This is a genomic window from Arsukibacterium sp. (assembly GCF_041616895.1).
Lineage (GTDB): Bacteria > Pseudomonadota > Gammaproteobacteria > Enterobacterales > Alteromonadaceae > Alishewanella.
Genome location: NZ_JBFJPY010000045.1, coordinates 1 through 26,565, shown reverse-complemented (window position 1 = coordinate 26,565; position 26,565 = coordinate 1). Strand labels below are relative to the sequence as shown.

Genomic DNA, 26,565 nt, shown 5'->3' with positions numbered 1-26,565 from the left:
GCGGTTAAAAGCGCCGCCTGCAAAAAAACCGTATTACCAGAGCCTGACCGCTGCAGCTGAGGCAAGGCTACGCCAAAGTGATTTTAGCTTACAGCATGCATTGCTACTGGCCGAACGTGGCACCGTGACAAATCAACAGGGTGTTAGCTGGGATAATGACTATCGTTTACGTTATCGCGCGGTACATCGGCTGACTGACGCTCAGGCTAAGGCGCTTTGCCTGGGAGTTCAGGCACCGGTACTGGCTATTTTAGCCAGTGATGGTCCTTTTAACAGTAAGCTGGCAGAGGTACAAAGCTGGTATGAGCGCTTGACTGTAAAGCAAATAACCGGCGGCCATCATTGTCATATGACAGCCGCCAGCGAGGTTGCCAGGCTGATAAAAGCCTGGCTCTGATCACGGCAGAATATAGCTGACTGACAGACCAAAATTAGCACCGGCGGTAGCGTAGCCCCGGCTGGTGTAATAATTCTTATCGGTCAGATTCGCCAACCTGGCTCTTATGGTTAGCGCAGGTGTCATCGCGTAACTTAGCCCCAGCCCCCACACCGTATGAGCAGGTGCATCCGGATAACTATCACCGGTAAACCAATCGGCGCCCTGGTAGGTCGCACTTTGATAGTCTGCCGTAATAAATGCAGACCAATTGTCAGCGGTATAACTGCCCCGCCAGTTAATGGTATTTTCAGGCCGGCGCTCCAGTTTCAAGCCGCTGCTACGGTTCTCGGTATCCAGCCAGCTATAGCTGAAATTACTGGCCCATTGCTGCCAGTTTTGGAGCAAGCTGAATTCAATACCACTGACCGTTGCCAACAGCACGTTCTCAGCCAGCTCAACGCCTTGGATCAGGTTGGTAACCTCACGGTCAAACCAGGCAAGCTGCAGCGTTAAGCCACTTGTCAGATAGCTCAGGGCAATTTCATCCGATATTGAACGCTCAGGTTTAAGATCCGGGTTAGCAAATCCGGGGAAATACAACTGATTAAACGACGGCACTTTAAAGGCAGTACCACGACTGGCCCGCAGTTGCCAACGCTCAGTCAATTGATACCCCGCAGCCAGCTGCCAGGTAGTCTCAGCACCATACTGATTAATCTCATCATAGCGTGCTGCCGCTTCCAGCTGTAGCCTGTTTAAGTGATAATTGATACCGGCGAATATGGCACGATTAGTTCTGCTGGTTTGCTCATAAGCCGTAGCAGATTTTGCCACCTGCTCCTGATACCAGTTAATCCCGCCAATAAATTGTAAGCCCACAGCGAGTTCTGACGCTGCCTGATAACTGAACTCGTCACGCTCAGTGACAAATGGGCTGCGGGAAACAGGGCCAAACGTAGTATCGCTGTCCAGATTACGACTAAGCAGAGCCTGATGTTGCCAGCTACTGAGCTGCTGCTGCCAGCCAAGCAAATAGGCCCGGCTAAGAGTGTCAGTTTCATCTTCACTGCCAAAACTGGTATCAAACTGATTAAAACCTGAATTCACGTCAGCCTGAGCCGTCCACAACCCAAAAGGTGAACGGTAGTCAGCAGCCACTTTCAGATACTGTTGCTGATAACCATCACTGTCCGGATCCAATGCTGGCTGTGCATTGAAACCATCCGCCTGGCTGACTCCGGCACTAGCCCGCAGTGTTAACCGTTCACGCTGCTGACTAACGCTGATATCAGCACCACCCTGGCCATAGCTGCCAACGCGGCCATGTAACTCTAATGCACTGCTACGCCGGGTGGTAATGGCAATAACTCCGGCTAGTGCATCAGAGCCATACCAGGCAGCCCGTGGCCCTCGAATCACTTCAATGCGTTCAATCAACTCCAGTGGCAGCATCGATAAGGCTTTATAACCTAAGGTAGCAGAGCCACTGCGCACGCCATCGACCAATACCAGGGTATGACCGGTATTACCACCGCGCACATAAATACTGCTGTTCTGACCACGGCCGCCATCACGGCTTAAGTTAATTCCGGGCAATTGTGCCAGCAGCTCGGGTAAGTCATTGGCTTGCCGCGCCACAATATCATCCCGACCCAGCACGGTAACACTGGCCAGCACGTCTTGCTGCAACGTTGCAGTGCGATTAGCGTAGATACTGATATGTTCAATAGCCCCATCAGGGTTGTTATTTGCAACAGAAGTGTCGTTCAGGCTACCGGTAACAAGAGTACTGGCAGTAACCGGACAGCAGGTTGCAACCAGCAAGGCTGCAAACGCAGGTTTAAACATGTAAGCTCCTTCAATGTGCCCACCGCACATCTTCGTTAGTTAATGGGCTTTTCAGGCCGGTCTCCGGGCTTACAACCTGCTTGCGCCAAAACTTTACCTTCCCATCAAGTGACAGTGGTTTTTAAAGTTTTGATAGTTGTTTACCGTTGCGGGGGCAGCTCTGGCTTTAACCAGATTCCCGTTTAACTGCAGCATGCTGCAGCACCTGAAAAAAACGGCCTTATGTAAGGCCGCGAGCAGTGTAACCGTGAAACAGAAAATGTCAATAGATGCCTGGACGTCTAAAGCTGCCGATTGCGTTACTAGTCCCGAAAATTAGTAAACTGAAAAGCTTGCTCCAGCTCACTACCACGAACCAACGCCATCGCTTCTTGCAAGTCATCGCGCTTTTTACCGGTAACTCTGACCTGATCTCCCTGAATAGCGGCCTGAACTTTAAGCTTATTATCTTTAATCAGCTTCACCAGCTTTTTTGCCATATCCTGCTCTATACCTTGCAGCAAACTGACTGCCAAACTATAGGTTTTACCGGAATGCACCACATCACCTTCTTTAAAAGAGCGAACATCCAGGCCACGTTTTACCGCTTTTGCTAAAAAAATTTCCAGCATTTGCTGCAGCTGAAATTCCGCCTCAGCCTTCATGGTAATGACTTTCTCTTTTAGGATGAACTCTGCTTGCACCCCGCGAAAGTCAAAGCGGGTGGTCAATTCACGGTTTGCATTTTCTACGGCATTCAGTACTTCTTGCTGGTCAACTTCCGATACGATATCAAATGAGGGCATTAAAAATCTCCTTAGCATAAGCCATTCTGTCTGCTGGTGATTATAACCAGAAAACTGCTACAATCCGAGCGCAGTTTCTGACAGAGGGCTCGCTGTGCCGCAGATTTTTTATCGCTGGATTTGTGTATTGTGTTTTGTGCTGGCCACCGCCGGCTTTCTGGCTGAGCTAAGTGGTCACCGGATAGCGGGAGGTTTCGCGCATGTTGATAAAGTCGCTCACTTTGGCATTTTTATCCTGTTGGCTGCGCTACTTTGGAAAGGCTATAAACTTACCGTCATTTCAGCTTTTTTGCTGCTGGGCATCTACGGCGGCGCCGTAGAGTTAGCGCAACACTATTTTACCCGTCGCACCGGTGACTGGTTAGACTGGCTGGCTGACGTTGCGGGGATCGTTACGTTTTATCTGGCCCGGGCGCTATGGCACCAATTTCGTCCGCGCAGTCAGCGCTAAGCTGGTGTATTGTTGGCCGCGGCGCCATCGGCTTGCTTGCAGCCGCGCGGCTGCAACAGGCAGGCTATACTGCTAGCCTGTGGTTAAAACAATCTGATGTCATTTCCCTGCGATTTACTAATCTTAAGCAGCAACACCAGCAACAGATACTGCTGCCTCAGCCAGCGAAACAGGCTATTGAACGTCTGATTGTACCGGTAAAAGCGTATGATGTACTTAACGCGGTAGCGCAATTACTGCCCTATCTTAGCGCCAACGCCCAGTTAGTTATCAGCCATAATGGCATGATACCTATTGCACCCTTGCTGGCCCGGTTAGGCCCTGCACAGGGTTTGTGGTTTTTATCCACCAGCCAGGCCGCCTATAAACCAGCCGCAGATCATGTTGTCCATAGTGGTGAGGGCCTAAGTTATCTGGCAAAACTGACGGCTTCTGATGGCGATGACAGTCAGATAATAACGGCAATGAACGCCGCGTTAGGGCCCGTTACGGTAGTGCCGGATATTTACCCTATACTATGGCAAAAGCTTGCGATAAACGCCGCAATTAACCCACTGACAGCACTGGAGAATTGTCAGAACGGTCAGTTAGCGCAACCACGATATCAGGCGAAAATCAGCGCCCTTACCACAGAGGTGTGCCTGGTCGCCAGCGCACTGGGTTATCCGATGGATCCTGCTGCTACCCTGCAAAGGGTCTATCAGGTAATAACCGCAACATCCGGCAACTATTCATCCATGCAACAGGATATGCAAGCAGGCAGGCAGACCGAGATTGCTGCTATTTGCGGTTACGTTTGTCAGCAAGCAGCAAAGCTGCAACTGGCGGTGCCGGTCAATCAGCAGATGCTAAGCCGGGTTCTGGCAAAAACAGCGACTAGCTGACAGGCCGGTACACAGACACATTGCGATGCCCCTGCTCATGCAGCAACACAGCTTGTAACCTGCTCATCACGCCTTTAGCACAGTAGCAATAATAGTGGCGACCCGGGTCAAGATTTACGAACTGACTGGCCAGTCGGAAAAAAGGCAGTTCGACAACAGGTACGCCCACATCATTAAGCGGTGCCTGCTCTGTCTCTTCCGGACTGCGAATATCAAGAATAACTGCGTTGTCAGCCAGTTCACTCAGCTCGCACACGACATGCGCTTCCTGCTCTGCCTGATAATCAATGGTGCGGATATCCAGAATTTTTGCCGCCTTAACTATCTGATCCAGCAGCGCCATATCTAAGCGGGCTTCGTTCTGCTCAATGTCTGACTGCACAGCATTCACGGTAGGCTTGTTTGAAATAACACCGCAATACTCAGGCATACTTTTCGCCAGCTCTTCCACCTCTATTTGACGGGCAATATCAATAATATCTTGTTTATCATGGTAAATAAGTGGCCGTAACACTAAATCCGGAACCACTTTATCAATTACCGCCAGATTGGCGATGGTTTGACTGGACACCTGACCGATACTTTCTCCGGTAACCAGCGCATTAATACCTAAATCACGTGCTACGGCACTGGCAGCTCTTAACATCATCCGTTTTAAGATAACGCCCATCACGCCGTTATCAACGTGCTCCAGAATGTTATCAACTACAGGCGCAAAATCGACACTGACAAACTTTACCCGGTGCGACAGGCTGAATTTTTGCCATAAAAAATTCGCGACCTCCCGCACACCGGCTTCGTGGGCCGCGCCGCCCAGGTTAAAAAATAAGTAGTGGGTACGCAGGCCCTTGCGGATCATCAGGTAACTGGCTACCGCCGAATCGTAGCCACCGGAGAGTAGCGACAACACATCGGATTGTGAGGGCAGCGGAAAGCCGCCCATACCACGAAAACTTTCACTAAGCAGCAGCAACTTGTCCTGCTTAATTTCCAGCTTAATAGTAATATCAGGCTGTTTTAACTGAACTTTTGCCGACGCCACCTGCTGATTTAGCCCACCACCAATATAGCGCTCTGCTTCAATAGAGCTAAAACTGTGCTTGCCCTGGCGTCGCACCCGGACACAGAACGTTTTACCTGGTAACTGTGATTCATATACCGCCAGGACCTGCAGAAAAATATCATGTAGATCAGCAAAGGAGGCGGTACGCATCTCAGAGAACGTAACAATACCTGGTATACACGTTAAGCGCTCAATCAGCTTAGTACGAATGCGCTGCGAGCTGTTATCGCAACTGACGATCAGATGATCAAACAGATTAGTCACGATAACGCCGGAGTCTACCTGCGTCAGGATGGTTTTCAGATTGCGTTCAAGTAACTTCGTCTGGCGCTTACGCACCGACCTGCTTTTAATTGCAATTTCAGGATGTAATTTAATAATGAATTCAAGCATAACATTCAAACATGGCGGTTACAGCGTTAAAAAGTGGCGCGGATTATAGCGTAAAGCCAGCAGAACACCTAGGGCGCGCTGCTGGCTTTAATGATTTCTCTTTACGGCATATCGCCGCCAGGCTAATTTGCCTGAGGCTCAAAGCTGATGGGTTCAGACTCTTTGGCCTTGCCTTGCATGATAGATATCTCTACCCGACGATTGCGTCTGCGGTTTAACTCAGAGTCGTTTTCAACCAGCGGCCGGGTGTCAGCATGCCCCATTACCACCACCCGTTGCCGGTCAAACGCTGGTGCGCGGATTAGCTCGGTCGCTACTGACACCGCCCGCTTTGCAGAGAGCTCCCAGTTGTTGCTATGCAGTTCATCAGACACCTGAATATCATCGGTATGGCCGCTAACCGTGATTTCACCGGGCACATCATTTAACAAGGTACCAATTTGCTGAATAATCGGTCTGAAACGGGGTTGTAAAAATGATGAGCCCGAGGGAAATGAACCGTTCTCACGGATCCGGATAATAATTTGCTGGCCTAATGACTCCAGTTCAACGGCGCCGTCGACAATTTGCTGCTCCAGTTGTTCCGCCAGCTTTTTCACCATTTCATTGGTTTGTTGCTGCATTTCTTCTGCTGCTGCTTCTGCCGCGGCTGCTGCTTCTGCCGCAGCCGCTTCTGCGTTTGCGGCCGACTGGCCGCCCGTCATATCGTCACGTTGTTCCTGCCGCCCGCCAGCAGAATCTTCTTCACCCGCCTGAAACTCAATGACCTGCTGGGTAATTTCCATGGTTTGCTGTTGCAAGGTTTCAATTGGGGTCGGATCAGGTCTACCGGGTCTGAACTCCATAGCAATGACACTGGTGCCTTTAGGAATATCCTCTACTTCAATCTTATTTTGCACCCCAAAGGCAAACTTCATTGAGCCGGCAATTTGCTTAAACTTCAACACATCCATTTCAGAGAATGCTAACAGCAGCACGAAAAAACACATTAATAAGGCCATTAAATCGGCAAAGGTTCCCATATATTGCGGCAGCCCAGGGGGCGGGCATTTACACTCCTGTTCTTCCTCGTTGTTCATGCCGGCTCTCCGACAGCAGCCTCGCGCTTACCCTGTGCCAGGTAATTGCGTAATATCCCTTCAATCACTTTCGGGTTCTGACCATCCTGAATACCCAGAATTGCATCAAGGATCAGCTGATTATTTTGCTTTTCCTGCTGATTACGGATGGCTAGCTTATCCGCCAGCGGAATCGCTATAACGTTGGCGATAAAAGCACCATACAGCGTGGTTAACAATGCCACCGCCATAGCCGGACCGATTGCCTTAGGATCATCCATGTTCGACAGCATCGCCACCAGACCAATGAGGGTACCAATCATACCCATGGCCGGCGCAACGTCACCCAGACTGCGGAATATCGCGATCGCCGTCTCATGCCGCTTCTCGGTCAGGCTGATATCTTTTAATAACGTTGCCCGGACCACATCGGCGTCATGGCCATCCACCAGCATGTTGACCCCTTTTTGCATAAAGGCATTGGGTATTTCAGCTTCTTCCAAAGCTAAAAAGCCGCCCTTACGTGCTGAGTCTCCTAACTGCACTGCTTTTTCAATCAACTCTTCCGGCGCTTCTATTTTAAACATAAACGCTTTTGCAGCCGCCTTACCGGCACCTAAAAACTGGCCCATGGTAAATTTGGCAATCACCACAAAAATTGAGCCACCGACCACAATCAGTACTGACACGAGATCAGCGAACATAGCCGGGTCGCCACTACTACCGATAATCATCGCCATCACAACGAAACCAATAGCGCCAATCATCCCCACCAGGGTTGCTATATCCACTCTCTACTCCTCAACACACGCCCATACGGCAATTTTGATTATTTTATATTAGCTTATAGTCGGTTATCGACAAAGCTTCGTAAATATTAAGTGCGCAATTACACAAAAGAGGCAATTTAGGCTTTCACTTATGGGTTATGATTGACCATAATAGCCTGCTAAGGTAACGTTGCGCACAGTTTTTTTGGGGATCGTCATGAGTAAAAAGAAAGCCGACCTGAGCCAGTTTGAGCAGGCGATGGCCGAACTCGAAAGCATAGTGCAGCAACTCGAGCAAGGTGACTTGTCACTTGATGCCTCACTAAGCCAGTTTGAACGCGGTATCAGTCTGGTTAAACAAAGCCAGCAGCAACTTCAAAGTGCGGAGCAGAAAGTCCAGTTGCTGTTACAACAGCAACAGCAGGAGAGTCTGCAAGCTTTCACACCACCGCCTGGAGAGTAGCTTGGTACCCGATAGCCTGACATTGTATCAATACCGGATTGAGCAACAATTACAACTTACCATGGCTGCCCAATCAAAGATTGCTGCCCACTTACACGATGCAATGCGCTACAGCCTGACTAATGGCGGCAAACGGATCCGGCCTTATTTAGTGTATAGCTGTGGCAGCATGCTGGGCGTGTCTTTAGATACACTAGACAGTGCAGCGTGTGCCATTGAATGCCTGCACAGTTACTCGCTTATTCACGATGACTTACCGGCAATGGATAACGATGATCTGCGTCGCGGCAAGCCAACGTGTCATAAAGCATTTGATGAAGCCACCGCGATTCTGGCTGGAGATGCGCTGCAGGCACTGGCCTTTGACATTCTGGCCAGCGCAGAGGATGAGTTAAGTATCCAGCGCAGATTACAGCGCGTCGCGCTGTTGGCCAAAGCCAGTGGCGTAGCAGGGATGTGTGCCGGACAGGCGATTGATTTGGCCCAAACTAATCAACACACAAATTTAGCCACCCTGGAGCAAATGCATCGCCTAAAAACCGGTGCCTTAATAGAGTGTGCCGTCCAACTGGCTTATTACAGCAGTGAACTGGATTGCCCTGCTACACTTGAGGCACTAACTGCTTTTGCCAGTGCGCTGGGTCTGGCGTTTCAGGTTCAGGACGATATCCTGGATATTGAGAGTGATACCTTAGTACTGGGTAAGCCACAGGGTTCTGATAGCAAAGCAAATAAGTTGACATATCCAGCACTGTTAGGGCTGCAGGAAGCCAAGGATAAAGCGCATCAGTTGTATCAGGAAGCATTGGCAGCACTGGCCAGCCTGCCCTACAATACCGCTGAGTTGCAAGCCTTTGCGCATTACATTATTGCCCGCAAGTTTTAATAAAGGCATTGAAGATGGCATTAGACATGACCGATTTCCCGCTGTTAGCTAAAGCCGATGTGCCAGAGCAACTGCGTAAATTACCACAGGATAAGCTGCCGGCTCTGAGTGCTGAGTTGCGGCGTTTTTTGTTAAAAACCGTCAGCCAGAGCAGTGGCCATTTTGCCTCGGGTCTGGGTACAGTTGAGCTGACCGTTGCGCTGCATTACGTATACAACACGCCTTTTGACCGGCTGATCTGGGATGTCGGTCATCAGGCATACCCACACAAAATTTTAACCGGTCGGCGTGACAAAATGCATAGTATTCGTCAGAAGGATGGCCTGCACCCCTTTCCTTGCCGGCAAGAAAGTGAATACGACACGCTAACTGTAGGCCATTCCAGCACATCGATCAGCGCCGCGCTGGGTATGGCCATTGCTGCCAGGCAGGCTAAATCAAAACGCAAAGTCGTGGCGGTAATTGGCGATGGCGCGATTACCGCAGGGATGGCGTTTGAAGCGCTAAACCATGCCGGGGAAGTTCGACCCGATATGCTGGTTATTCTGAATGATAACGAAATGTCGATTTCAGAAAATGTTGGTGCGTTAAATCAATATTTTGCCCGAATTTTATCTGGTAGCTTTTATACCAGCCTGCGCGAAGGTGGTAAAAAGATTTTACAGGGCGTGCCACCGCTGCATGAGCTGGCCAGCCGGGCAGAGGAACATTTTAAAGGCATGGTAACCCCTGGCACCTTTTTTGAAGAACTGGGGTTTAATTATATCGGCCCAATTGATGGCCATGACGTGATTACCCTGGCCGATACTATTCGCAATATGCGAAACCTGAAAGGCCCACAGCTACTGCATATAGTTACCAAAAAAGGTAAGGGCTATGCTCCGGCTGAAGCCGACCCGATTGGCTACCATGCTGTCGCAAAATTTGACCCTGATGCCAGCAGCCAACCGGTAAAAAAACCCGGTAAGCCGACTTTTTCCAATATTTTTGGTAGCTGGCTCTGTGATATGGCAGCCCAGGACGAGCGCTTGCAGGGCATTACTCCTGCCATGCGTGAAGGCTCTGATATGGTTCAGTTCTCTAAACGTTTTGCTACGCGTTATTTTGATGTTGCCATCGCGGAACAACATGCAGTTACCCTGGCTGCAGGTATGGCGATTGAAGGATTAAAACCGGTGGTGGCCATCTACTCCAGTTTTCTGCAGCGCGGTTATGATCAGCTAATTCATGATGTGGCGTTGCAAAATCTTGATGTATTGTTCGCGATTGACCGGGCCGGTATTGTCGGCGCCGATGGCCCCACTCATCAGGGCGCATTTGATATCAGCTTTATGCGCTGTATTCCAAACATGCTGCTGATGGTGCCTTCGGATGAAAATGAATGCCGGCAAATGCTGTATACCGGTTATCAGCACCCTGGCCCGGCTGCAGTGCGCTATCCGCGGGGAGTGGGTTCCGGCGTGGCTGCGGAGCAAAATATGCAATTATTGGCGCAGGGCAAAGCTCGCGTTGTCAGAAATGGCGAGAAGTTGGCCATTCTGGCGTTTGGACCACTGCTGCATCAATGCCAAGCCGTTGCAGCAGAGCTTAATGCCACTCTGATAGACATGCGCTTTATTAAACCGTTAGACGAAGCCCTGTTGCTGCAGCTGGTTAGCAGTCACAGCCATTTTGTTACAGTAGAGGATAACGCACTGATTGGTGGCGCAGGTTCTGCCGTCAACGATTTACTGCTGCGTCATGGTTGCAACGTGAGTGTGCTTAACCTGGGACTGCCTGATGAATTTGTAAAACACGGTAGTCAACAGGAGATTTACGCTGAGCTGGGATTAGACAGCGAGGGCATTAGCCGGCAAATAAACGCCTTTATATTACCATAAAATCGGCATTAGCCAGGCAACTTAAAGTGCCTGGCTATCACCTTGTTCAAACCATACCAGCCCCTCTGCCAGCAGCTTTTCAATTTGCGCTTCAATATGAGCTGAGTCTTCAAATTCGAACGCATCCAGCTGGGTATCAAACTCCAGGGTGGCAACGGCATTTTTGCCATGATGCTTAACATGGTAAAGCGCCAGCTCAGCCAGTTGCAGTGACACTTCCCAGTTAATTAACTGCCCCCCCAGCAACGGCAGCGGATAGTGGGCATAACCGATAGAGCAGGTTAACCTGACAGTCTGACCATCAGGTAAGTTAAATGCCGCTTTAGCAACGTGCTCGTTTAGTTGATAACTAAACTGCCTAACCAAATCTGCCTGAATATCACGCAATACCAGCACAAACGCGGCGCCGCTAAAACGCACCACATAATCGGAGCCGCGGGTTTCCCGGATCAATAAGCCACTAACCTGCTGAATAAGGCTATCACCAGCACTGTTACCATACTGATCATTAATTTGTTTAAAGTTATCTAAATCAACGTGCAGTAGCGCCAGGCACTTACCCTGATCCTGCATTAATTCACGGTTACGCTGGAAGTGTTCAATATCTTTTGGTAATTGTTCAAACATAAAGCGTCGGTTACGTAAACCCGTCAGGTTATCTTTATGGGTCAGCTGCCCAAGTTGCTCGTTCAGCTCATTTAATCGAACATTACTGTTTTCCAGCTCCTGGGTGCGCTGCCTGACCAACCGCTCCAGTTCCAGTTGTTTGTGCAATGTATTTCGCCTGACCAGCCATAACACGCCATACAAACAACACAACAATAACAACAACCATAACGAGCGATACAGCAACGTCTCATCAAAACGCTCAGGCACGATCAAGACCAAACTGGTCTCGGAGGCAGATTGCCAGTTGTGGCCTGGCTGTCGTACTTGGAGGCGGAAAGTATAATCACCCGGAGGTAAGTTGGTATATACGGCTTCGCGACGCTGGCTTACCTCATGCCAGTGGCTGTCAAAACCTTCCAGACGATAACGAAACTGCAGTGCGTCAGGTTTAATATATTCCAACGCAGAATAATGCACCGTTACATTACGCTCATCCATTTCCAGCACGAGCTGTTGTTGTCCCTGGGTCAGTTGATAGTGCTGACTGGTGGTAACCTGTTTTATCCGTGGCTGTAACGGCTGCTCTGATGTTTGCTTTAAAGTTGCCTGTACTGCGATCAAACCTTTGAGCGTTGGAAACCAATACTCGTCCTGCCAATGCACTATTTTAGCATGCCCCGCCCCGTTACAGCAGCGATTGGGACCACTGCCTAATTGCCGGTCAAAGGGTGTCAGCACCTCATCAATAATAAAAGGCTGATTATTATTCTCTGGTAATGTCGCCAGTGCCAGCCGGTATATCCCTTTATGGCTGCTTACCCACACCTGCTGATCCGCCTCGTCATAACTGAAACTAACCGCCGGGCCATGTGGCATACCATTACCGGTATGAAGCTGCAGCCACTGCTGATCTGGCCGCCGGATAAAAATCCCGTCATCAATTGTACTGACCAGCAAGCTGCCATCCGGTAACTGCAAGAGTGCCAGAATATAGCTGTTATAAAGCGCATTACCTACGCCCAGCCGTTGTAGTTTGTCTTGCTGGTACTGATATAACCCTCTTGTGGTACCGACAAATAATTGATCTGTCTTATGCTGCAACGCCGTGATATTACGCGATTCAAATTGCTCATTTAACGGCGACAGAGTTAACTGTTTATCTGAGGCGTAGTAGAGTCCTCGAACGCCACCGAGCCATATCCCGCCGTCAAAAGCAGGCTGTACCACTTTAATCGTGTTGCCCTGCAAACTTGGGAAAGGCACACTCAGTTCCCAGGTTTTCAGATTATATTGCAGCAAACCACTATCTGCACCAAACCAAAGCAATTGTGATTCGGGCCAGAAAAAATCGTGAATGGTTTGACTGCCAATGATCTCAGCACCAAGCAAGGTGGTAAATTCACCTGACTTGTTCAGAATTTGCAGCGCTGACTGGCTGGCAATAATAAGCTCATCGCCGGGTGTTAAGCCAACGCTGCGTACAACCGGATCTGCCAGACCATCAACTACTCGTCTAACGTGCCCGGCAGCAGCGCGGTAAATTCCATCGCTGTAACTGGCCAGCCAGATATTTTGCTGTTTATCCTCAAATACGTCACTGAACCAGGGTGTAGTGCCAAGTTCAGCCGTAGTAACCGTTTGCCATTGTTGCTGATGTTGCCGGTAGAACAACTTGCGATAGGTTGAAATCCAGCTGCCTTGCTGACTATCTTTGAACAGTCGGTAAACAGCGCTGTGCTCACCATCAGGCAGCTGACACTTTAGAATTTCGCCTTCTGGCGATAAATGAAAAAAACCACTTTCGCTGGCCAGATGTAAGCCCTGTTCGGTGACAGTCAGATCATAAACCGGCGTCTGGGCAAGCTCTAACGGTAACGGGTAGGCGTGCCGCTGCTGGCTGCCATCAGGGCTTAATTGATAAAGATGTTCAGCAGTACTGACCCAGATCCCTTCCGGCGCTTTTTCAAGTTGATGCACCTGACTGCGTACCGCTTCAATTCTGCTGATTTTACCTGCTTTGATTCGAAATAAATTATCTGCTGCTACCCAGATTTCATCATCGGCTATGCTGATAATTGCCGTGACTTCGGCCACAATCGGGTAACGTTCAAATTTTAACGTTGTTGGATCAAACCCTGACAGCCCGGCTTTGGTGCCAACCCAGATATACCCGGTATTATCCCTGAGTAAACGGGTAATGGTATTACTGGCCAGATGCCGGGTGTTATCACTGGTAAAATGTTCAAACTGCAAGCCGTCAAAGCGGTTAAGGCCATACAAGGTTCCAAGCCAAAGATAACCCAGCTCGTCCTGAGTCACTGCCCGCACAGAATTGCTGGAAAGGCCGTCATTACTGGTCCAGTGCCTGATATCAAAATCGTAAATTGAAGGTACGCCTTGCTTACTCAGCGCTGACGTTGGTGTTAAGGTTGGCGTGTGGTTTGTTGTATTGCTGCTGTTGGATCCAGCTTGCTCAGCAAACGCGAGGCTAGCCACAGTGAGCAGTATCAAACCTGGTATTATCAGTTTTTTCATTCCCTTGCCCCGCACTGTGGTCTTTTACCGCTAACTCAGCAGCTGATAATAAAAAAGCAATTGCAGTATTAACCAGGCAGGCACCGCTGCCAGTATATCGTCCAGCATAATTCCCAGGCCACCGTGCACCCGCAGATCAAACCAACGTATTGGCCAGGGTTTTACAATATCAAATAGGCGGAATAACAAAAAACCAAGCAACAAACTCTGCAAACTCAAAGGTACCAGTAGCATGGTTAGCGCAAACCCGATAACTTCGTCCCAGACAATGGCGCCATGATCGTGTTCACCGACATCTGCTGCTGTTTTACCACAAATATAGATACCCAGAACGGTTCCCAGCAGCAGAAATGCCAGATACCAAATGGTACCCAAAGCGGCGAAAGCAATAATAAATGGAATAGCAACCAAAGTACCAAAGGTGCCCGGCGCGCGGGGCGCAAGGCCGGCACCAAAGCCCAATGCCAGCAAATGCTGCCAGCGACCTAATTGAAATTTATTATTATTATTCATGGGAAATGGACAAACCCCTGATGCTGGTAATCAAATGCTTGCTCGCCAGCTTTTAATTCCAGTTTACCGGCAACGCCGGTAATCCGGCCAATACAACTGACAGGCACCCCATAGGGCGAAAGTAATACATCAAGACTGCCGCGTTTGCTCTCTGGTACCGTAAACAACAGTTCATAGTCTTCACCACCAGATAATGCCATGTTAAGTGCGGTAGTGTGATCGCAACTGTCTTTTAGTGCCTGAGACAACGGGAGTTTGTTAACGTCGATATAAGCACCTACCGCAGAGCGGCGCAATATATGCGGCAAATCACCACATAACCCGTCAGAGAGATCCATGGCGCTACTGGCAACATTTCGAAGCGCCTGGCCCAGTGCAACCCGGGCGGAAGGAAAATGAAAGCGTTGTAGCAAATGCGCCTGATGTTTCTTACTTGCTTGCGCATGGCCCTGACATACTTTTAAGCCCAGCGCGGCATCGCCCAGGGTACCCGTTACATAAATATAATCGCCTACTTTGGCACCGCTACGGGTGATCGCCCGGCCTCTAGGTACCTGGCCCTTCGCTATCATGGTCATGCTTAACGGACCACGCGTGGTATCGCCGCCTATCAGACGGCAGTTATAATAATCAGCCGTTTCTGCCAAACCTGCCGCAAACTGCCGCAACCAGGCTTCATCAACTTTGGGTAGCGTTAATGCCAGAGATAACCAGGCTGGCTCAGCCCCCATTGCGGCTAAATCACTAACATTTACCGTGACCAGTTTATGGCCAAGTGCTCTGGGGTCAACATCCGGGAAAAAATGGGTACCGCTTACCATCGTATCGGTTGTAACTACCAGATCATAGCCGTCGCGCATTTGCAGCACAGCACCATCATCACCCACGCCCACCACCACATCCTGACGCGCGATGCCTGCGTCAGCAAAGAAGCTGGCAATAAGTTCGAATTCACCCATAGCAAGTAAAAAAGCCGACATATGCCGGCTCTCCTTTAGTTGGTGCGCAGCACCCGAACCGCTTTATCCAGAATACCATTAACAAATTTATGGCTGTCATCTGCAGCAAAGGCTTTTGCCAGCTCAATGGCTTCATTAATAATCACTTTATAAGGCACGTCCAGTCGGTATTTCAGCTCGTATGCAGAAACCCTTAACACCGCTTTTTCAACCAGATCGATATCTTCAAACGGTCGTTCCAGATAGGGCTTTAACGCCTCGTCTAACTTGCTGTGATGCAAGACAACACCGCGTAAAATATCCTGGAAATACGCAACATCCAGTTGTTTTACATTATTTTCAAGCAAAAGCTGCTGTTCGATGTCGGCTATCGGGTTGTGGCTTACCTGCCAGCTGTATATCCCTTGTACCGCCAGTGAACGCGATTGACGACGCACATTTGGTTTCATAAAATTTCCTGTTACAGCTGGTCCAGCACGTTAACCATTTCCAGTGCTGACATCGCAGCCTCTGCACCCTTATTGCCCGCTTTGGTGCCGGCGCGCTCTATCGCTTGCTCTATGCTATCAACGGTAAGTACGCCAAACGCGACCGGTAAATCGTGTTGCATAGCAACCTGGCCTATACCTTTAGTGCACTCACCAGAGACGTATTCAAAATGTGGAGTGCCACCACGGATCACCGCGCCCAGCGCAATAATGGCATCATATTTTTTGCTCGCTGCAACCCGCTGCAACGCCAGTGGCATTTCAAAGGCGCCAGGGATCCGCACGACAGTAATATCCTGCTCGTCGACGTTACCCACTCGTTTTAAGGTATCAACGGCACCGTCTAACAAACTTTCAACGATAAAACCGTTGAACCGAGCCACGACTAACGCAAACTTCTTGCCCTTGGCCACATAACCGGCTTCAATCACTTGCATGGTAAATCCTCTCGAATCTGGGGCTGCAAAAATCAGCCGCGCATAATATCACAAAAACCGCAATTGCGGCATCGCTGTTATTCGGACACGTAGTCGACGACTTCCAGCCCGAAACCAGACAGCGCATGATACTTTTTAGGCTGGCTTAACAACCGCATTTTTTTAACACCCAGGCTGGCCAGGATCTGTGAACCCACCCCAACATTGCGGGACGTGCCCTTCCAGGGTACCGTTTTGGGCTGCTCGCCTTTATCTTCAGCTTCAAATGCCTGCACCATCCGCACCAACTCTGCCGTTGATTCATGCTTACCAAGCAACACCAACACCCCGCCTTCATCAGCAATTCGCTTCATCGCAGTATGTAGCGGAAAACTGCGATTCGCAGCACGATCAGCCAGCAGCAAGTCTGAAAACGTATTGTGCAAATGTACCCGCACCAACGTCGCTTCATCCGGCTTAATATCACCTTTAACCAGGGCAAAATGCAGCTGATTGTCGATGGTATCCTTAAACGTAACCAGCTGAAAGTCACCCACTTCAGTGGGTAACTGACAAGTGGCGACCTTCTCGATGGTCGTTTCATTCAGGTTCCGGTATTCAATTAAATCAGCAATAGTGCCGATCTTAATATTATGATCACGGGCAAATATTTCTAAATCCGGCCGTCTGGCCATGGTGCCGTCATCATTGAGGATTTCCACGATAACTGCTGCGGGCTCCAGCCCTGCCAGCCTGGCCAAATCACAGCCCGCTTCCGTATGCCCTGCCCGGACCAACACCCCACCATCCTGCGCCATCAGCGGAAAAATATGTCCTGGCTGAACAATATCTGCAGGGCCGGCATCACGGGCCACAGCGGCTTTAACAGTGCGCGCGCGATCGGCAGCCGAAATACCTGTGGTGACCCCCTCAGCCGCTTCAATGGAAACGGTGAAGTTAGTTGCAAAAGGAGACTTATTCGCATCGACCATCAGTGGCAGGTTAAGTTGTTTGCAGCGCTTTTTACTCAGGGTAAGACAAATAAGACCACGGCCATGCTTTGCCATAAAATTAATAGCTTCTGGCGTTACGTAGTCTGCGGCCATCACCAGATCACCTTCGTTTTCACGATCTTCATCATCCATCAGTACGACCATCTTGCCCTGACGAATATCTTCAATAATTTCAGCAGGTGTATTCAGTTGCATAAAAACCCTTGTTATATGTTGGCACAATAATACCGGTAAATAGGATGCGACGTTCAGCCGGTTGTTAAAAGTATCAGAGCGTGTTTATCTTATTCAATAGCGCCGTCAGCCGGATATCTGTCCCGACCTGGCAAATATCAATAAATTCAAACCTGTAAGCCTGGCTCAACGCCGTTAATTCTGGTAATTCCGCCATGGCTCTGGCTTGCGGTCCCAATAATATCGGAGCCTGGTATAAAATAAATTCATCCACCAGTTGCTGCTGCAATAACGCGCCAGCTAAAGTGGCGCCCGCTTCGACCCAGACACTGCGAACCTGGCGCTCAGCCAGTAAATAGAGCAACGCGCGCAAATCAAAATATCCATCAGCGCCAAGCGGCACGGCTAACCGCTGCACCTGTGATGGCATTTTTCGCGCTGGTGCATCGCCTGTTACACATAACAAAATGGTACCCGGCAAACTAAATAACAGCTCGTTGCCGGTTAATTGGCAGCGTCTGTCGAGGATCACCCTTACTGGCTGACGCAACTGACCGTCGGACAAGGGCGTTAGCGCTGGGCCGCCGTCGGGCTGTCTGACACTCAGGCGGGCGTTATCTGCCAGCACCGTACTGGCGGTAGATAACACCGCACTACTTTGCGCCCGGTAAAGCTGAACATCGGCTCGGGCCTGCTCACTGCTAATCCATTTGCTTTGGCCGTTAGCCAAGGCGGTACGACCATCAATGCTGGCAGCCAGCTTTAACCTCAGCCAGGGTCTTTGTCGCTCCATGGCACTGAGAAAGCCCCGATTCAATGCCCGCGCTTCAGCTTGCATCAAGCCACTTTGCACATTGATCCCAGCCTGAGTAAGTAACGCGACACCTTTGCCAGCGACCAGAGGGTTGGGGTCAAGCATCGCTATCACTACCCGTGAAACGCCAGCGGCGATCAGTGCTTCAGCACAGGGAGGCGTGCGGCCAAAATGGCTGCATGGCTCCAATGTCACATAACAGGTGGCACCTCTAGCCTTATCACCTGCCTCAGCCAGCGCATACACTTCAGCATGGCCCTGACCTGCCTGATGATGATAGCCACGGCCCACGATCTGAGCACCCTGGACGATCACAGCGCCCACATTTGGGTTAGGATCAGCAGTAAACCGACCTTTAGCGGCCAGCTGCAGTGCCAGTGTCATAAACTGCGTGTCGGCCAGGGTAAACGCCACTACTGCTCTCCTAAGCGGGCAATTTCCTCACCAAACTCACGAATATCTTTAAACGAGCGGTACACAGAAGCAAACCGCACATAAGCTACTTTATCGACTTTAACCAACTCATCCATGATCAGATTGCCGAGCATTTTACTGCCAATTTCACGCTCACCGGTAGCCCGCAATTGTGACTTAATTTTCTGGATAAGCTGTTCGATTTGTTCGGTCGATACCGGCCGTTTTTCCAGCGACCTGAGTAATCCATTACGCAGCTTGTCTTCATTAAAGGGTTCGCGCGAGCCATCCCGCTTAATGATCCGCGGCATCACTAACTCAGCCACTTCAAACGTGGTGTAGCGTTCATGGCACGCCAGGCACTCGCGGCGACGGCGAACCTGATGACCGTCCGCCACTAAGCGCGAATCAATGACCTTGGTGTCATCAGCATTACAAAAGGGACAATACATGGGCAGTTCTCAGAGATAAAAATGGCCGCAAATGCGGCCATAATAGCACTAAATTAATGCTTAAGCATAAACCGGAAAACGGCTGCATAACTGACCAACATCAGCCTTCACCCGCTCGATAACACTGTCATCATCGATATTATCCAGTACATCACAAATAAAACCGGCAACCTGACGTGCCTGCTCTTCTTTAAAACCGCGACGGGTAATCGCCGGGGTACCAATACGTAAGCCACTGGTTACGAATGGTGAGCGCGGGTCATTCGGTACCGAGTTTTTATTCACCGTAATGTGCGCCCGGCCTAAGGCGGCATCAGCAGCTTTGCCCGTAATGTCTTTATCTATTAAATCCATTAAAAATAAATGGTTTTCAGTACCACCTGAGACAATTTTATAACCACGTTTGATCATTTCATCACACATGGCTTTAGCGTTATTTAATACCTGCTGCTGATATACTTTAAATTCCGGTTCTAATGCTTCTTTGAAAGCAACCGCTTTAGCAGCAATAACATGCATTAACGGCCCACCCTGACTACCTGGGAATACCGCCGAGTTAAGCTTCTTCTCAATAGCTTCATTTTTACGTGCCAGAATTAAACCACCACGAGGACCAGCCAGCGTTTTGTGGGTAGTGGTGGTAACCACATCGGCAACCGGTACCGGGTTAGGATACAAGCCTGCGGCGACCAATCCGGCAACGTGCGCCATATCAACCAGTAAATACGCCCCTACTTTATCAGCGATATCACGAAACCGTTGCCAGTCAACAATCCCGGAGTACGCTGAGAAACCGGCGATAATTAATTTTGGCTTATGCTCAATAGCAAGCGCTTCGGCCTGGTCGTAATCGATAACGCCCGTATCAGGATGTAAACCATATTGCACAGCTTTATACAACTTACCCGATGAACTGACATGTGAGCCATGGGTTAAATGACCACCGTGAGCCAGACTCATGCCTAAAATCGTGTCACCCGCCTCTAATAAAGCCAAAAATACTGCCGCATTAGCTTGTGAACCCGCATGAGGTTGTACATTCGCATAATCCGCGCCGAAAAGTTGTTTCGCCCGGGCAATCGCTAAATCTTCAGCAATATCGACAAACTCACAGCCGCCGTAATAACGTTTGTGGGGATAACCTTCAGCATATTTGTTGGTAAGTTGCGAACCTTGTGCCTGTAAAACCCGCGGACTGGCGTAGTTCTCAGAAGCAATTAACTCTATGTGCGCTTCCTGCCGGGCGGTTTCATCGGTTATCGCCTGCCATAATTCCGGGTCAAAATCGGCAATATTCATCTCACGCTTTAACATGCTTTCTCCTGGGCGCGGGTCACGCTTACTGGTTAAATAAATGGGGACTATTAATTGGCGCTTATTCTACCCTGATTTTATTCAGGATGCACCGAAAATATAGCCGTCCGGCCGTCTACCAAGAAGCGCGCATTGGCTATTCTAATAACTGGATAGTCTGCTTTACAGTTGTGAGCACTTTACAAGGCCACTCTCTGACACTACTATACTGTATATCAATACAGTCCACTCAGCATCATGATCAGTCAGCGTAAAATTATTCATATCGACATGGATTGTTTTTTTGCCGCAGTAGAAATGCGCGATAACCCGATGCTGGCTGCCATACCACTGGCGATTGGTGGCAGTCGCAGTAGCCGGGGCGTTATTGCTACCTGCAATTACCCTGCCCGCGCTTTTGGTGTTCGCTCTGCCATGCCTACCGGCCAAGCTTTAAAGCTATGCCCGCAACTGCATTTAATGGCCGGGAATATGGAGAAGTATAGAACGGTTAGCAGGCAAATTCGGGCTATATTTCACCGCTATAGTGATGTAGTAGAACCCTTATCATTGGATGAAGCCTTTCTGGATGTTACCAACAGCCAGCATTTTGGCGGCAGTGCGACCCGCATCGCTGACGATATCCGCCGGGTCATTCTGGCAGAAACCGGGCTCACCGCCTCGGCAGGGGTAGCGCCAAATAAATTTCTGGCCAAAATTGCCAGCGATGAAAACAAACCTGACGGTCTTTTTGTTATAACGCCGCAACAAGTCGCGGCATTTGTCGATAATTTACCACTGGCTAAAATTCCCGGAGTGGGAACTAAAACCGCTGAACGCCTTAGCCGGCTCGGTTTGACAAAATGCAAAGATATTGCCAGCTGTGATCTCGCCGTTCTGGTAAAACATTTTGGAGCAATGGCTGATAGTTTACTTAAACGTAGTCAGGGTATCGACGAGCGACCAGTGCGGGTGGAACGTCATGCCAAATCAGTCGGTGTTGAACACACCCTGGCAACAGATATCGACGTTTACCAGGACTGCGTTGAGGCCTTAAGTGCGTTATGGCCAAAACTACAATCGCGCCTGGAACATCAAAGCGATAAAGGGCTGCAGAAGATCGGAGTTAAACTTAAATTCAGTGATTTCAGGCAAACAACGGTGGAGTGTCAGGCTCAAACCGCCAGACTGGAGCAGTTTCTGCCCTTATTGCAACAAGCGTGGCAACGCCGGCAACAGCAAGGTGTCCGATTAGTTGGCATACAGCTTGGTTTTGCTGCCCCTAATCCAGGCCAGCTTACTTTACCTTTTTAGGCCAATACTGATTAACCGGGCCTGACCAGGCGATAAGATATAAAAAAGCCAGCTCTGTGGCTGGCTCTTTACAAGAAAACTATCAGATTAACCGGTTACAGTGACGTTTTCAGCCTGTGGACCTTTCTGACCTTCGGTAACTTCGAAAGTTACACGCTGACCTTCAACTAAAGTTTTACGGCCTGTGCCATTGATAGCGCGGAAATGAACGAATACGTCTTTGCCGCCTTCGCGCTCAATAAAACCGAAACCTTTATCTTCGTTGAACCACTTAACTGTACCAGAAATTAACTGTGACATAACACTCTCTTACTTTAACTAAATTTGCCGAAATTTCGGCGACTTAAATATTCTCGGCCAGCTTATCGAGCGGCTAAATATTCAAACGCATTATCAGGTAAGCTGATCATGCGGTCAATATAAATACCGGACGAGCAGAAAATATATTTTCCAGCCAGCCGTACCAGCGAAATCGTATTCACCAGAACGGGTTAACACCAACTGGCACGACTTACACTTTTCAGTGTAGCAGCAAAAATGCTGAACATTTAACCAGCGACCAATTATTTTTTACGACGCACCGGACCGCTGCCATCATCGCCGCCCTCAAAAAAAGTAGGACCTTTTGGTTTTGTCGCGTCAGGCTTAGTCTTAGCAGACTTGGCCGCTTTTTTCGGGCCAGTGTTTTTAACGTTAGGGCGCACGCCAGATTGCGAGGGCTCAGGGACAACACCGCTAAACTTCGCCGGCAAACTGTCCACAACGGAAAACGCAATGGCATGACGCAAAAATGCTTCAATATTCTGTAGGCTAGGCCAATCTTTCGGCCCAACCAGAGAAACAGCTTGCCCTTTCGCACCGGCCCTACCGGTGCGACCAATCCGGTGCACATATTCTTCCGGGTGCTTGGGCAGATCAAAATTAATAACATGCGATACTTGCAACAAGTCCAGGCCACGCGATGCGAGATCGGTGGTAACCAGTACCTGAAATTTACCGGTAGCAAATTGTTGCATCACACTGTTGCGTTGTTGCTGGCTTAATTTGCCACTTAACCCCACGGCGGTATAACCGGCGGACTCACAGACGCTGGTTAATCGCTCGGCATCGGCCCGGGTAGCGGTGAACATGATCAGCTGTTTAATCTGTTGTTGCGTTAAAAAAAACCTTAACAGTGCTTCCTTATGAGTCAGATTATCAGCCAGAAAAAACCGTTGCTCGATATCTTGATGCGGCTGATAGCCAGCACCAACCGCAACCCGATGTGGGTTCTTTAATAATGCCAGAGCCAGATTATCCACTTCTGCATGATCCAACGTGGCCGAAAACAACAGCGTTTGACGCAATCTGTGATCTGCCGCTTTATTGATGACGGTAAGTTGTGGCAAAAAACCCAGATCGAGCATTCGGTCTGCTTCGTCCAGAATTAACATCTCCAGACCTTGTAAAAATAGGGTTTTATGTTCCAGGTGATCAACAAATCGCCCCGGCGTCGCCACCACTATCGTCGGTTGGCGTTTCAGAATTTTTTCCTGATCGTTAAAGTTTTCGCCACCAACGATCAATGCTGCAGTAACGGGGGTATTGGAAACCAGCAAGCGAAGCTGGGCATAAACCTGTTTGGCCAGCTCTCGGGTGGGCGCCAAAATCAATGCCCGGGCATCTTGTTTTGATAAGGCCCGGCTTTTCAATAAACGCTGCATCATCGGTAGCAGATACGCCAGCGTTTTACCTGAGCCCGTCTGCGACGACACAATTAAATCACGGCCGACCATCACCGCCGGAATAGCTTCTTGCTGAATTTCGGTTGGCTTATCAAAGCCCAGATGCTGAATGGACCTGAGTAAGCGTGGATCTAATGCTAAATCTTTAAATGGCAAAATGAACCTCATGACCTTAGAGTACTGCTATATGATAACCGAACTGGCTCATTTGAGTTAATAAGATTGCTTAGGGTACACTACGCCAACTTATTTTCTCTGCAACCTGAGTAGCCCCATTATGAGTAATGCGTTTCGTGACCAGCTGCTGAAAGCTGGTTTGGCTGATGCCAAAAAAGTAAAAAAAGTAAAAAAAGAAAAGCACCAGCAAAAAACCCAGGCTGGCAAGCATGCGGTATTAAACAACGATGCGTTGACTTTGGCTCAGCAAGCGAAAGCGGAACAGGTAGCAAGGGATAAAGAGCTTAATCGGAAAAAGCAGGCCGAATTAGCGCAAAAAGCCATCGCGGCTCAGGTAAAACAAATGATTGAAACCAATGCTATTACCAGCAAAGGCGAGCTAGGTTTTAATTTTGTTGATGGTAAATTGGTTAAAAAGTTATACGTCAGTAATAAACTACATGATGAGCTTAGCCGGGGGTTGGTCGCTATAGCACGCCAGGCAGAGCAATATTGTGTGATCCCGTCCCAGGTAGCAGAAAAAATTATGCAACGTGATGCCAACAGCATCGTATTACTCAACACCAAACAACAACAACCCGATGAAGATGATCCGTACGCTGATTATCAGATCCCGGATGATTTAATGTGGTAATTTGCAGTTAGAAATAAGTTACTTTAAAAAGGAAATAGCATGCGCTTATTTACTCATTTCTTATGTTGTTCGCTATTGCTTGTCAGCAGCTCCGTATGGGCGGCCAGTGTCTGGAAAGTGACCAAAGAGGGTCAGCATTTTTATCTGGCGGGAACCATTCATTTACTCAGCAAAAATGACTACCCACTGCCTTCTGCCTACGATACCGCCTTTGCCGCGAGCAGCGAATTGCTGTTTGAAACCGATTTAAGTGCATTAACCAGCCCAGCTGGCCTGAGCAAAATGATGCAACAAAATACGTACAGCGATGGTACAACCCTGGAGCAGGTATTGTCAGCTGAGGTCTATCAGCAACTGAAACACTACGCTGCAGAACGCCAAGTGCCCGTCGGCGCAGTCAGTCGGTTTAAACCGGGATTCGCTGCCATGATGTTAGCCAGCGTCGAAATGAAACGCTTAGGCGCGGCGGAAACCGGAGTTGATATGCATTATCTGCAATTAGGCCAGCAGCAAGGTAAAAAAATCAGCGGGCTGGAGACCACAGATCAGCATCTGGCAGTGCTCGATGGCATGAACCAATTGGACCCTGATGTTATCATCAGCTCGACGTTGGAGGATATGCCTCAAGTTGAAAGTCAGTTAGTCGACATGAAACACGCGTGGCGCAGCGGCGATACTGACAAATTACAGCAATTGTTTGTCGAAGATTTGCAGCAGACACCACAAATGTATGAGATTTTACTGGTGAACCGAAACCATGCCTGGATGCCCATGCTGCAGGCGTTAACCAGCAATGAACACATCACGATGGTACTGGTAGGTGCGTTGCATCTGGCAGGCGAAGATGGCCTGCTGAAGTTGTTACAACAACAAGGCTATACCCTCGTTCAGCTTACGGAATAAGCCTGCAAGACGATATAGCACCCCGGCACGTTAACCATGCTATTTTGGTTAACGGCAGCCCTCGCGGGCGCTAACCCCTTTAACGCCCTCAGTAAAGGCAGGCGTAAGTTGCCAGCGCTGGCGGATGGGTGTCAGTGGCAGTTCGCGCTTTCGGGCTACCAGCACATAACAACCGGCAAAGTAATTAAGGTATTGTTCGGCAAAACGTTGCACAGCGTTATCGGTGTAATCATTTACTAACATACTGCCATAAAAAAAACGCTGCTCAGCAAGCACTTCAAAGCCAATCAAATGCAACCAGTCTTTTACCCTGCCAGGCGAAAAAAACCGGCCTTGCCAGGGGTATCGTTGTTTTAGCCAGGGCGCAATGCCCGCCAGTGCAAGTATGCTTAACGGATTAAAGCCCGTTAATAACAGGTAGCCATCGGAAATAAGTACCCGATGGGCCTCGCGGACAATATGGTGGGGATCGGCCTGATATTCCAGGCACTGACTCAGCAATACGGCATCTATGCTGTTACTGTCAATTGGCAAGGTGTCAGGCAAGCCAATCAGATGGTTTTTGCCATTGTCACTGCTGCCTAAATGTACCTGATGTTTAATGTTGCACCCCGGCAAGTCTAAGTCGCTACTCAAATCACCTACTTTTAGTAAGTAATAGCCAAATATTTGCTGCCACCAGGGTTGCAACTGCTTGCCTATCGCCTGAGCTAACGCCGGACCTTGCAAGAATGCCTGCCAGCTTGTTGGTACCTGCGGTTCATTTTCGTTCAATGCTGGTTTCATGATAATCTGATGCCTGCTTTTAGATTGAGGGCGCTTTAATGTTAAAAGAAGATCGGATGCTGAGTATAAGTCCGCTGGCTGCTTTTGAGGATAACTACATTTGGTGTCTGTGTCAGCCTGCTAACTCATATTGTGTTGTAGTTGATCCAGGCGATGCCAAACCTGTATTGGAATTTTTGCAGCAACAGCAAAAAGAACTTTATGCCATTCTGATTACCCACCACCATCCTGACCACACCGGCGGTCTTGAACAATTGCAACGGGCCTACCCGAATGTCAGAATTATTGGCCCTGCCGCTGAGCAAAGCAAAATACCCTTATTGACTGAACGGGTGCAACAAGGCGATATCGTTGAATTATCTCCTTTAACCTGTCAGTTTCAGGTAATAGATTTACCCGGCCATACCCTGGGCCATATTGGTTTTTATAGCGAACCTTATTTGTTTTGTGGTGATACCCTGTTCAGTGCTGGCTGTGGCCGGTTATT

At 49.2% G+C, this 26,565-nt stretch carries 26 protein-coding genes, 1 pseudogene and 1 riboswitch; of the genes and pseudogenes, 10 read left to right on the top strand and 17 right to left on the bottom strand.

What is annotated here, in order from left to right:
- A pseudogene (locus ABY802_RS09430) lies at positions 1–397 on the top strand (alpha/beta hydrolase); the annotation flags it as partial.
- Here the strand turns inward: ABY802_RS09430 and ABY802_RS09425 are convergent.
- Together ABY802_RS09425 and ABY802_RS09420 are read right to left on the bottom strand one after the other, a co-directional pair.
- Positions 398–2,227: a TonB-dependent receptor domain-containing protein gene (locus ABY802_RS09425; protein ID WP_372626782.1), complete on the bottom strand. Its 1,830-nt coding sequence runs from the start codon at positions 2,225–2,227 to the stop codon at positions 398–400.
- Positions 2,228–2,263: 36 nt separating this feature from the next.
- Positions 2,264–2,451: riboswitch (cobalamin riboswitch) on the bottom strand.
- Positions 2,452–2,529: 78 nt separating this feature from the next.
- Positions 2,530–3,012 carry a YajQ family cyclic di-GMP-binding protein gene (locus ABY802_RS09420; protein WP_290611092.1) on the bottom strand — a complete coding sequence of 161 codons (483 nt, stop codon included), beginning with the start codon at positions 3,010–3,012 and terminating at the stop codon, positions 2,530–2,532.
- Between the two features lie 94 nt (positions 3,013–3,106).
- Between ABY802_RS09420 and ABY802_RS09415 the strand changes: the two genes are divergently transcribed.
- Both ABY802_RS09415 and ABY802_RS09410 read left to right on the top strand, forming a co-directional pair.
- The gene (locus tag ABY802_RS09415) at positions 3,107–3,463 is read left to right on the top strand and encodes a VanZ family protein (RefSeq protein ID WP_372626781.1); all 357 of its coding nucleotides are present in this window, start codon (positions 3,107–3,109) and stop codon (positions 3,461–3,463) included.
- Complete coding sequence (locus ABY802_RS09410; RefSeq protein WP_372626780.1) at positions 3,430–4,347, top strand: ketopantoate reductase family protein; 918 nt, start codon at positions 3,430–3,432, stop codon at positions 4,345–4,347. The genes ABY802_RS09415 and ABY802_RS09410 overlap by 34 nt, the downstream gene beginning before the upstream one ends.
- Here the strand turns inward: ABY802_RS09410 and thiI are convergent.
- From thiI to pomA, 3 genes are all read right to left on the bottom strand, one after another.
- Positions 4,340–5,803 (bottom strand): tRNA uracil 4-sulfurtransferase ThiI, encoded by a 1,464-nt coding sequence (thiI, locus tag ABY802_RS09405; protein ID WP_372626779.1) that lies wholly within the window; start codon positions 5,801–5,803, stop codon positions 4,340–4,342. The two genes, ABY802_RS09410 and thiI, sit on opposite strands and share 8 nt — an antisense overlap.
- A 122-nt stretch (positions 5,804–5,925) precedes the next feature.
- Positions 5,926–6,882 (bottom strand): flagellar motor protein MotB, encoded by a 957-nt coding sequence (locus tag ABY802_RS09400; RefSeq protein ID WP_372626778.1) that lies wholly within the window; start codon positions 6,880–6,882, stop codon positions 5,926–5,928.
- Entirely contained in the window at positions 6,879–7,652 is a 774-nt protein-coding gene (gene pomA, locus ABY802_RS09395) for a flagellar motor protein PomA (protein ID WP_372626777.1), read from the bottom strand. Before pomA ends, ABY802_RS09400 begins: the two co-directional genes overlap by 4 nt.
- A gap of 196 nt (positions 7,653–7,848) precedes the next feature.
- On the opposite strand from pomA, the gene ABY802_RS09390 reads away from it, so the two are divergent.
- The 3 genes from ABY802_RS09390 to dxs are packed head-to-tail and all read left to right on the top strand — an operon-like array spanning position 7,849 to position 10,860.
- On the top strand, positions 7,849–8,094 hold the full coding sequence (locus tag ABY802_RS09390; protein WP_372626776.1) for an exodeoxyribonuclease VII small subunit: 246 nt from the start codon (positions 7,849–7,851) through the stop codon (positions 8,092–8,094).
- A 1-nt stretch (position 8,095) separates the two neighbouring features.
- Positions 8,096–8,980: a (2E,6E)-farnesyl diphosphate synthase gene (gene ispA, locus ABY802_RS09385; RefSeq protein WP_372626775.1), complete on the top strand. Its 885-nt coding sequence runs from the start codon at positions 8,096–8,098 to the stop codon at positions 8,978–8,980.
- Positions 8,981–8,994: 14 nt separating this feature from the next.
- On the top strand, positions 8,995–10,860 hold the full coding sequence (gene dxs, locus ABY802_RS09380; RefSeq protein WP_372626774.1) for a 1-deoxy-D-xylulose-5-phosphate synthase: 1,866 nt from the start codon (positions 8,995–8,997) through the stop codon (positions 10,858–10,860).
- A 21-nt stretch (positions 10,861–10,881) separates the two neighbouring features.
- Here dxs and ABY802_RS09375 read toward each other — a convergent pair whose 3' ends face one another.
- The 9 genes from ABY802_RS09375 to glyA all read right to left on the bottom strand — a co-directional run bounded on the left by ABY802_RS09375 (position 10,882) and on the right by glyA (position 20,561).
- Positions 10,882–14,004 (bottom strand): diguanylate cyclase, encoded by a 3,123-nt coding sequence (locus ABY802_RS09375; protein ID WP_372626773.1) that lies wholly within the window; start codon positions 14,002–14,004, stop codon positions 10,882–10,884.
- A gap of 30 nt (positions 14,005–14,034) precedes the next feature.
- Complete coding sequence (locus tag ABY802_RS09370) at positions 14,035–14,517, bottom strand: phosphatidylglycerophosphatase A (RefSeq protein WP_372626772.1); 483 nt, start codon at positions 14,515–14,517, stop codon at positions 14,035–14,037.
- Positions 14,514–15,497, bottom strand: a complete 984-nt coding sequence (gene thiL, locus ABY802_RS09365; protein ID WP_372626771.1) for a thiamine-phosphate kinase — start codon at positions 15,495–15,497, stop codon at positions 14,514–14,516. The genes ABY802_RS09370 and thiL overlap by 4 nt, the downstream gene beginning before the upstream one ends.
- A gap of 14 nt (positions 15,498–15,511) precedes the next feature.
- Positions 15,512–15,925, bottom strand: a complete 414-nt coding sequence (nusB, locus tag ABY802_RS09360; protein WP_019674766.1) for a transcription antitermination factor NusB — start codon at positions 15,923–15,925, stop codon at positions 15,512–15,514.
- Between the two features lie 11 nt (positions 15,926–15,936).
- Positions 15,937–16,401, bottom strand: a complete 465-nt coding sequence (ribE, locus tag ABY802_RS09355) for a 6,7-dimethyl-8-ribityllumazine synthase (protein ID WP_372626770.1) — start codon at positions 16,399–16,401, stop codon at positions 15,937–15,939.
- A 77-nt stretch (positions 16,402–16,478) separates the two neighbouring features.
- A complete protein-coding gene (gene ribBA / locus ABY802_RS09350; protein WP_372626769.1) occupies positions 16,479–17,588 on the bottom strand; it encodes a bifunctional 3,4-dihydroxy-2-butanone-4-phosphate synthase/GTP cyclohydrolase II in 1,110 nt (369 codons plus the stop codon).
- 73 nt (positions 17,589–17,661) lie between these two features.
- The gene (ribD, locus tag ABY802_RS09345) at positions 17,662–18,795 is read right to left on the bottom strand and encodes a bifunctional diaminohydroxyphosphoribosylaminopyrimidine deaminase/5-amino-6-(5-phosphoribosylamino)uracil reductase RibD (RefSeq protein ID WP_372626768.1); all 1,134 of its coding nucleotides are present in this window, start codon (positions 18,793–18,795) and stop codon (positions 17,662–17,664) included.
- Positions 18,795–19,247: a transcriptional regulator NrdR gene (gene nrdR / locus ABY802_RS09340; protein WP_372626767.1), complete on the bottom strand. Its 453-nt coding sequence runs from the start codon at positions 19,245–19,247 to the stop codon at positions 18,795–18,797. The genes ribD and nrdR overlap by 1 nt, the downstream gene beginning before the upstream one ends.
- A 60-nt stretch (positions 19,248–19,307) precedes the next feature.
- The gene (glyA, locus tag ABY802_RS09335) at positions 19,308–20,561 is read right to left on the bottom strand and encodes a serine hydroxymethyltransferase (RefSeq protein ID WP_372626766.1); all 1,254 of its coding nucleotides are present in this window, start codon (positions 20,559–20,561) and stop codon (positions 19,308–19,310) included.
- 237 nt (positions 20,562–20,798) lie between these two features.
- Between glyA and dinB the strand changes: the two genes are divergently transcribed.
- Positions 20,799–21,854: a DNA polymerase IV gene (gene dinB / locus ABY802_RS09330; RefSeq protein ID WP_372626765.1), complete on the top strand. Its 1,056-nt coding sequence runs from the start codon at positions 20,799–20,801 to the stop codon at positions 21,852–21,854.
- An 87-nt stretch (positions 21,855–21,941) separates the two neighbouring features.
- Here dinB and ABY802_RS09325 read toward each other — a convergent pair whose 3' ends face one another.
- A complete protein-coding gene (locus tag ABY802_RS09325; protein WP_019674773.1) occupies positions 21,942–22,154 on the bottom strand; it encodes a cold-shock protein in 213 nt (70 codons plus the stop codon).
- 263 nt (positions 22,155–22,417) lie between these two features.
- Positions 22,418–23,734 (bottom strand): DEAD/DEAH box helicase, encoded by a 1,317-nt coding sequence (locus ABY802_RS09320; protein WP_372626764.1) that lies wholly within the window; start codon positions 23,732–23,734, stop codon positions 22,418–22,420.
- 121 nt (positions 23,735–23,855) lie between these two features.
- Here ABY802_RS09320 and ABY802_RS09315 point away from each other — a divergent pair, with 121 nt between their 5' ends.
- Together ABY802_RS09315 and ABY802_RS09310 are read left to right on the top strand one after the other, a co-directional pair.
- Complete coding sequence (locus tag ABY802_RS09315) at positions 23,856–24,389, top strand: DUF2058 domain-containing protein (protein ID WP_372626763.1); 534 nt, start codon at positions 23,856–23,858, stop codon at positions 24,387–24,389.
- Between the two features lie 39 nt (positions 24,390–24,428).
- Positions 24,429–25,292: a TraB/GumN family protein gene (locus tag ABY802_RS09310; protein WP_372626762.1), complete on the top strand. Its 864-nt coding sequence runs from the start codon at positions 24,429–24,431 to the stop codon at positions 25,290–25,292.
- A gap of 48 nt (positions 25,293–25,340) precedes the next feature.
- Here the strand turns inward: ABY802_RS09310 and ABY802_RS09305 are convergent, their stop codons facing one another.
- A complete protein-coding gene (locus ABY802_RS09305; protein WP_372626761.1) occupies positions 25,341–26,078 on the bottom strand; it encodes a methyltransferase domain-containing protein in 738 nt (245 codons plus the stop codon).
- Positions 26,079–26,116: 38 nt separating this feature from the next.
- Here ABY802_RS09305 and ABY802_RS09300 point away from each other — a divergent pair.
- A partial coding sequence (locus ABY802_RS09300) for an MBL fold metallo-hydrolase (RefSeq protein ID WP_372626760.1) occupies positions 26,117–26,565 on the top strand: 449 nt, incomplete at its 3' end.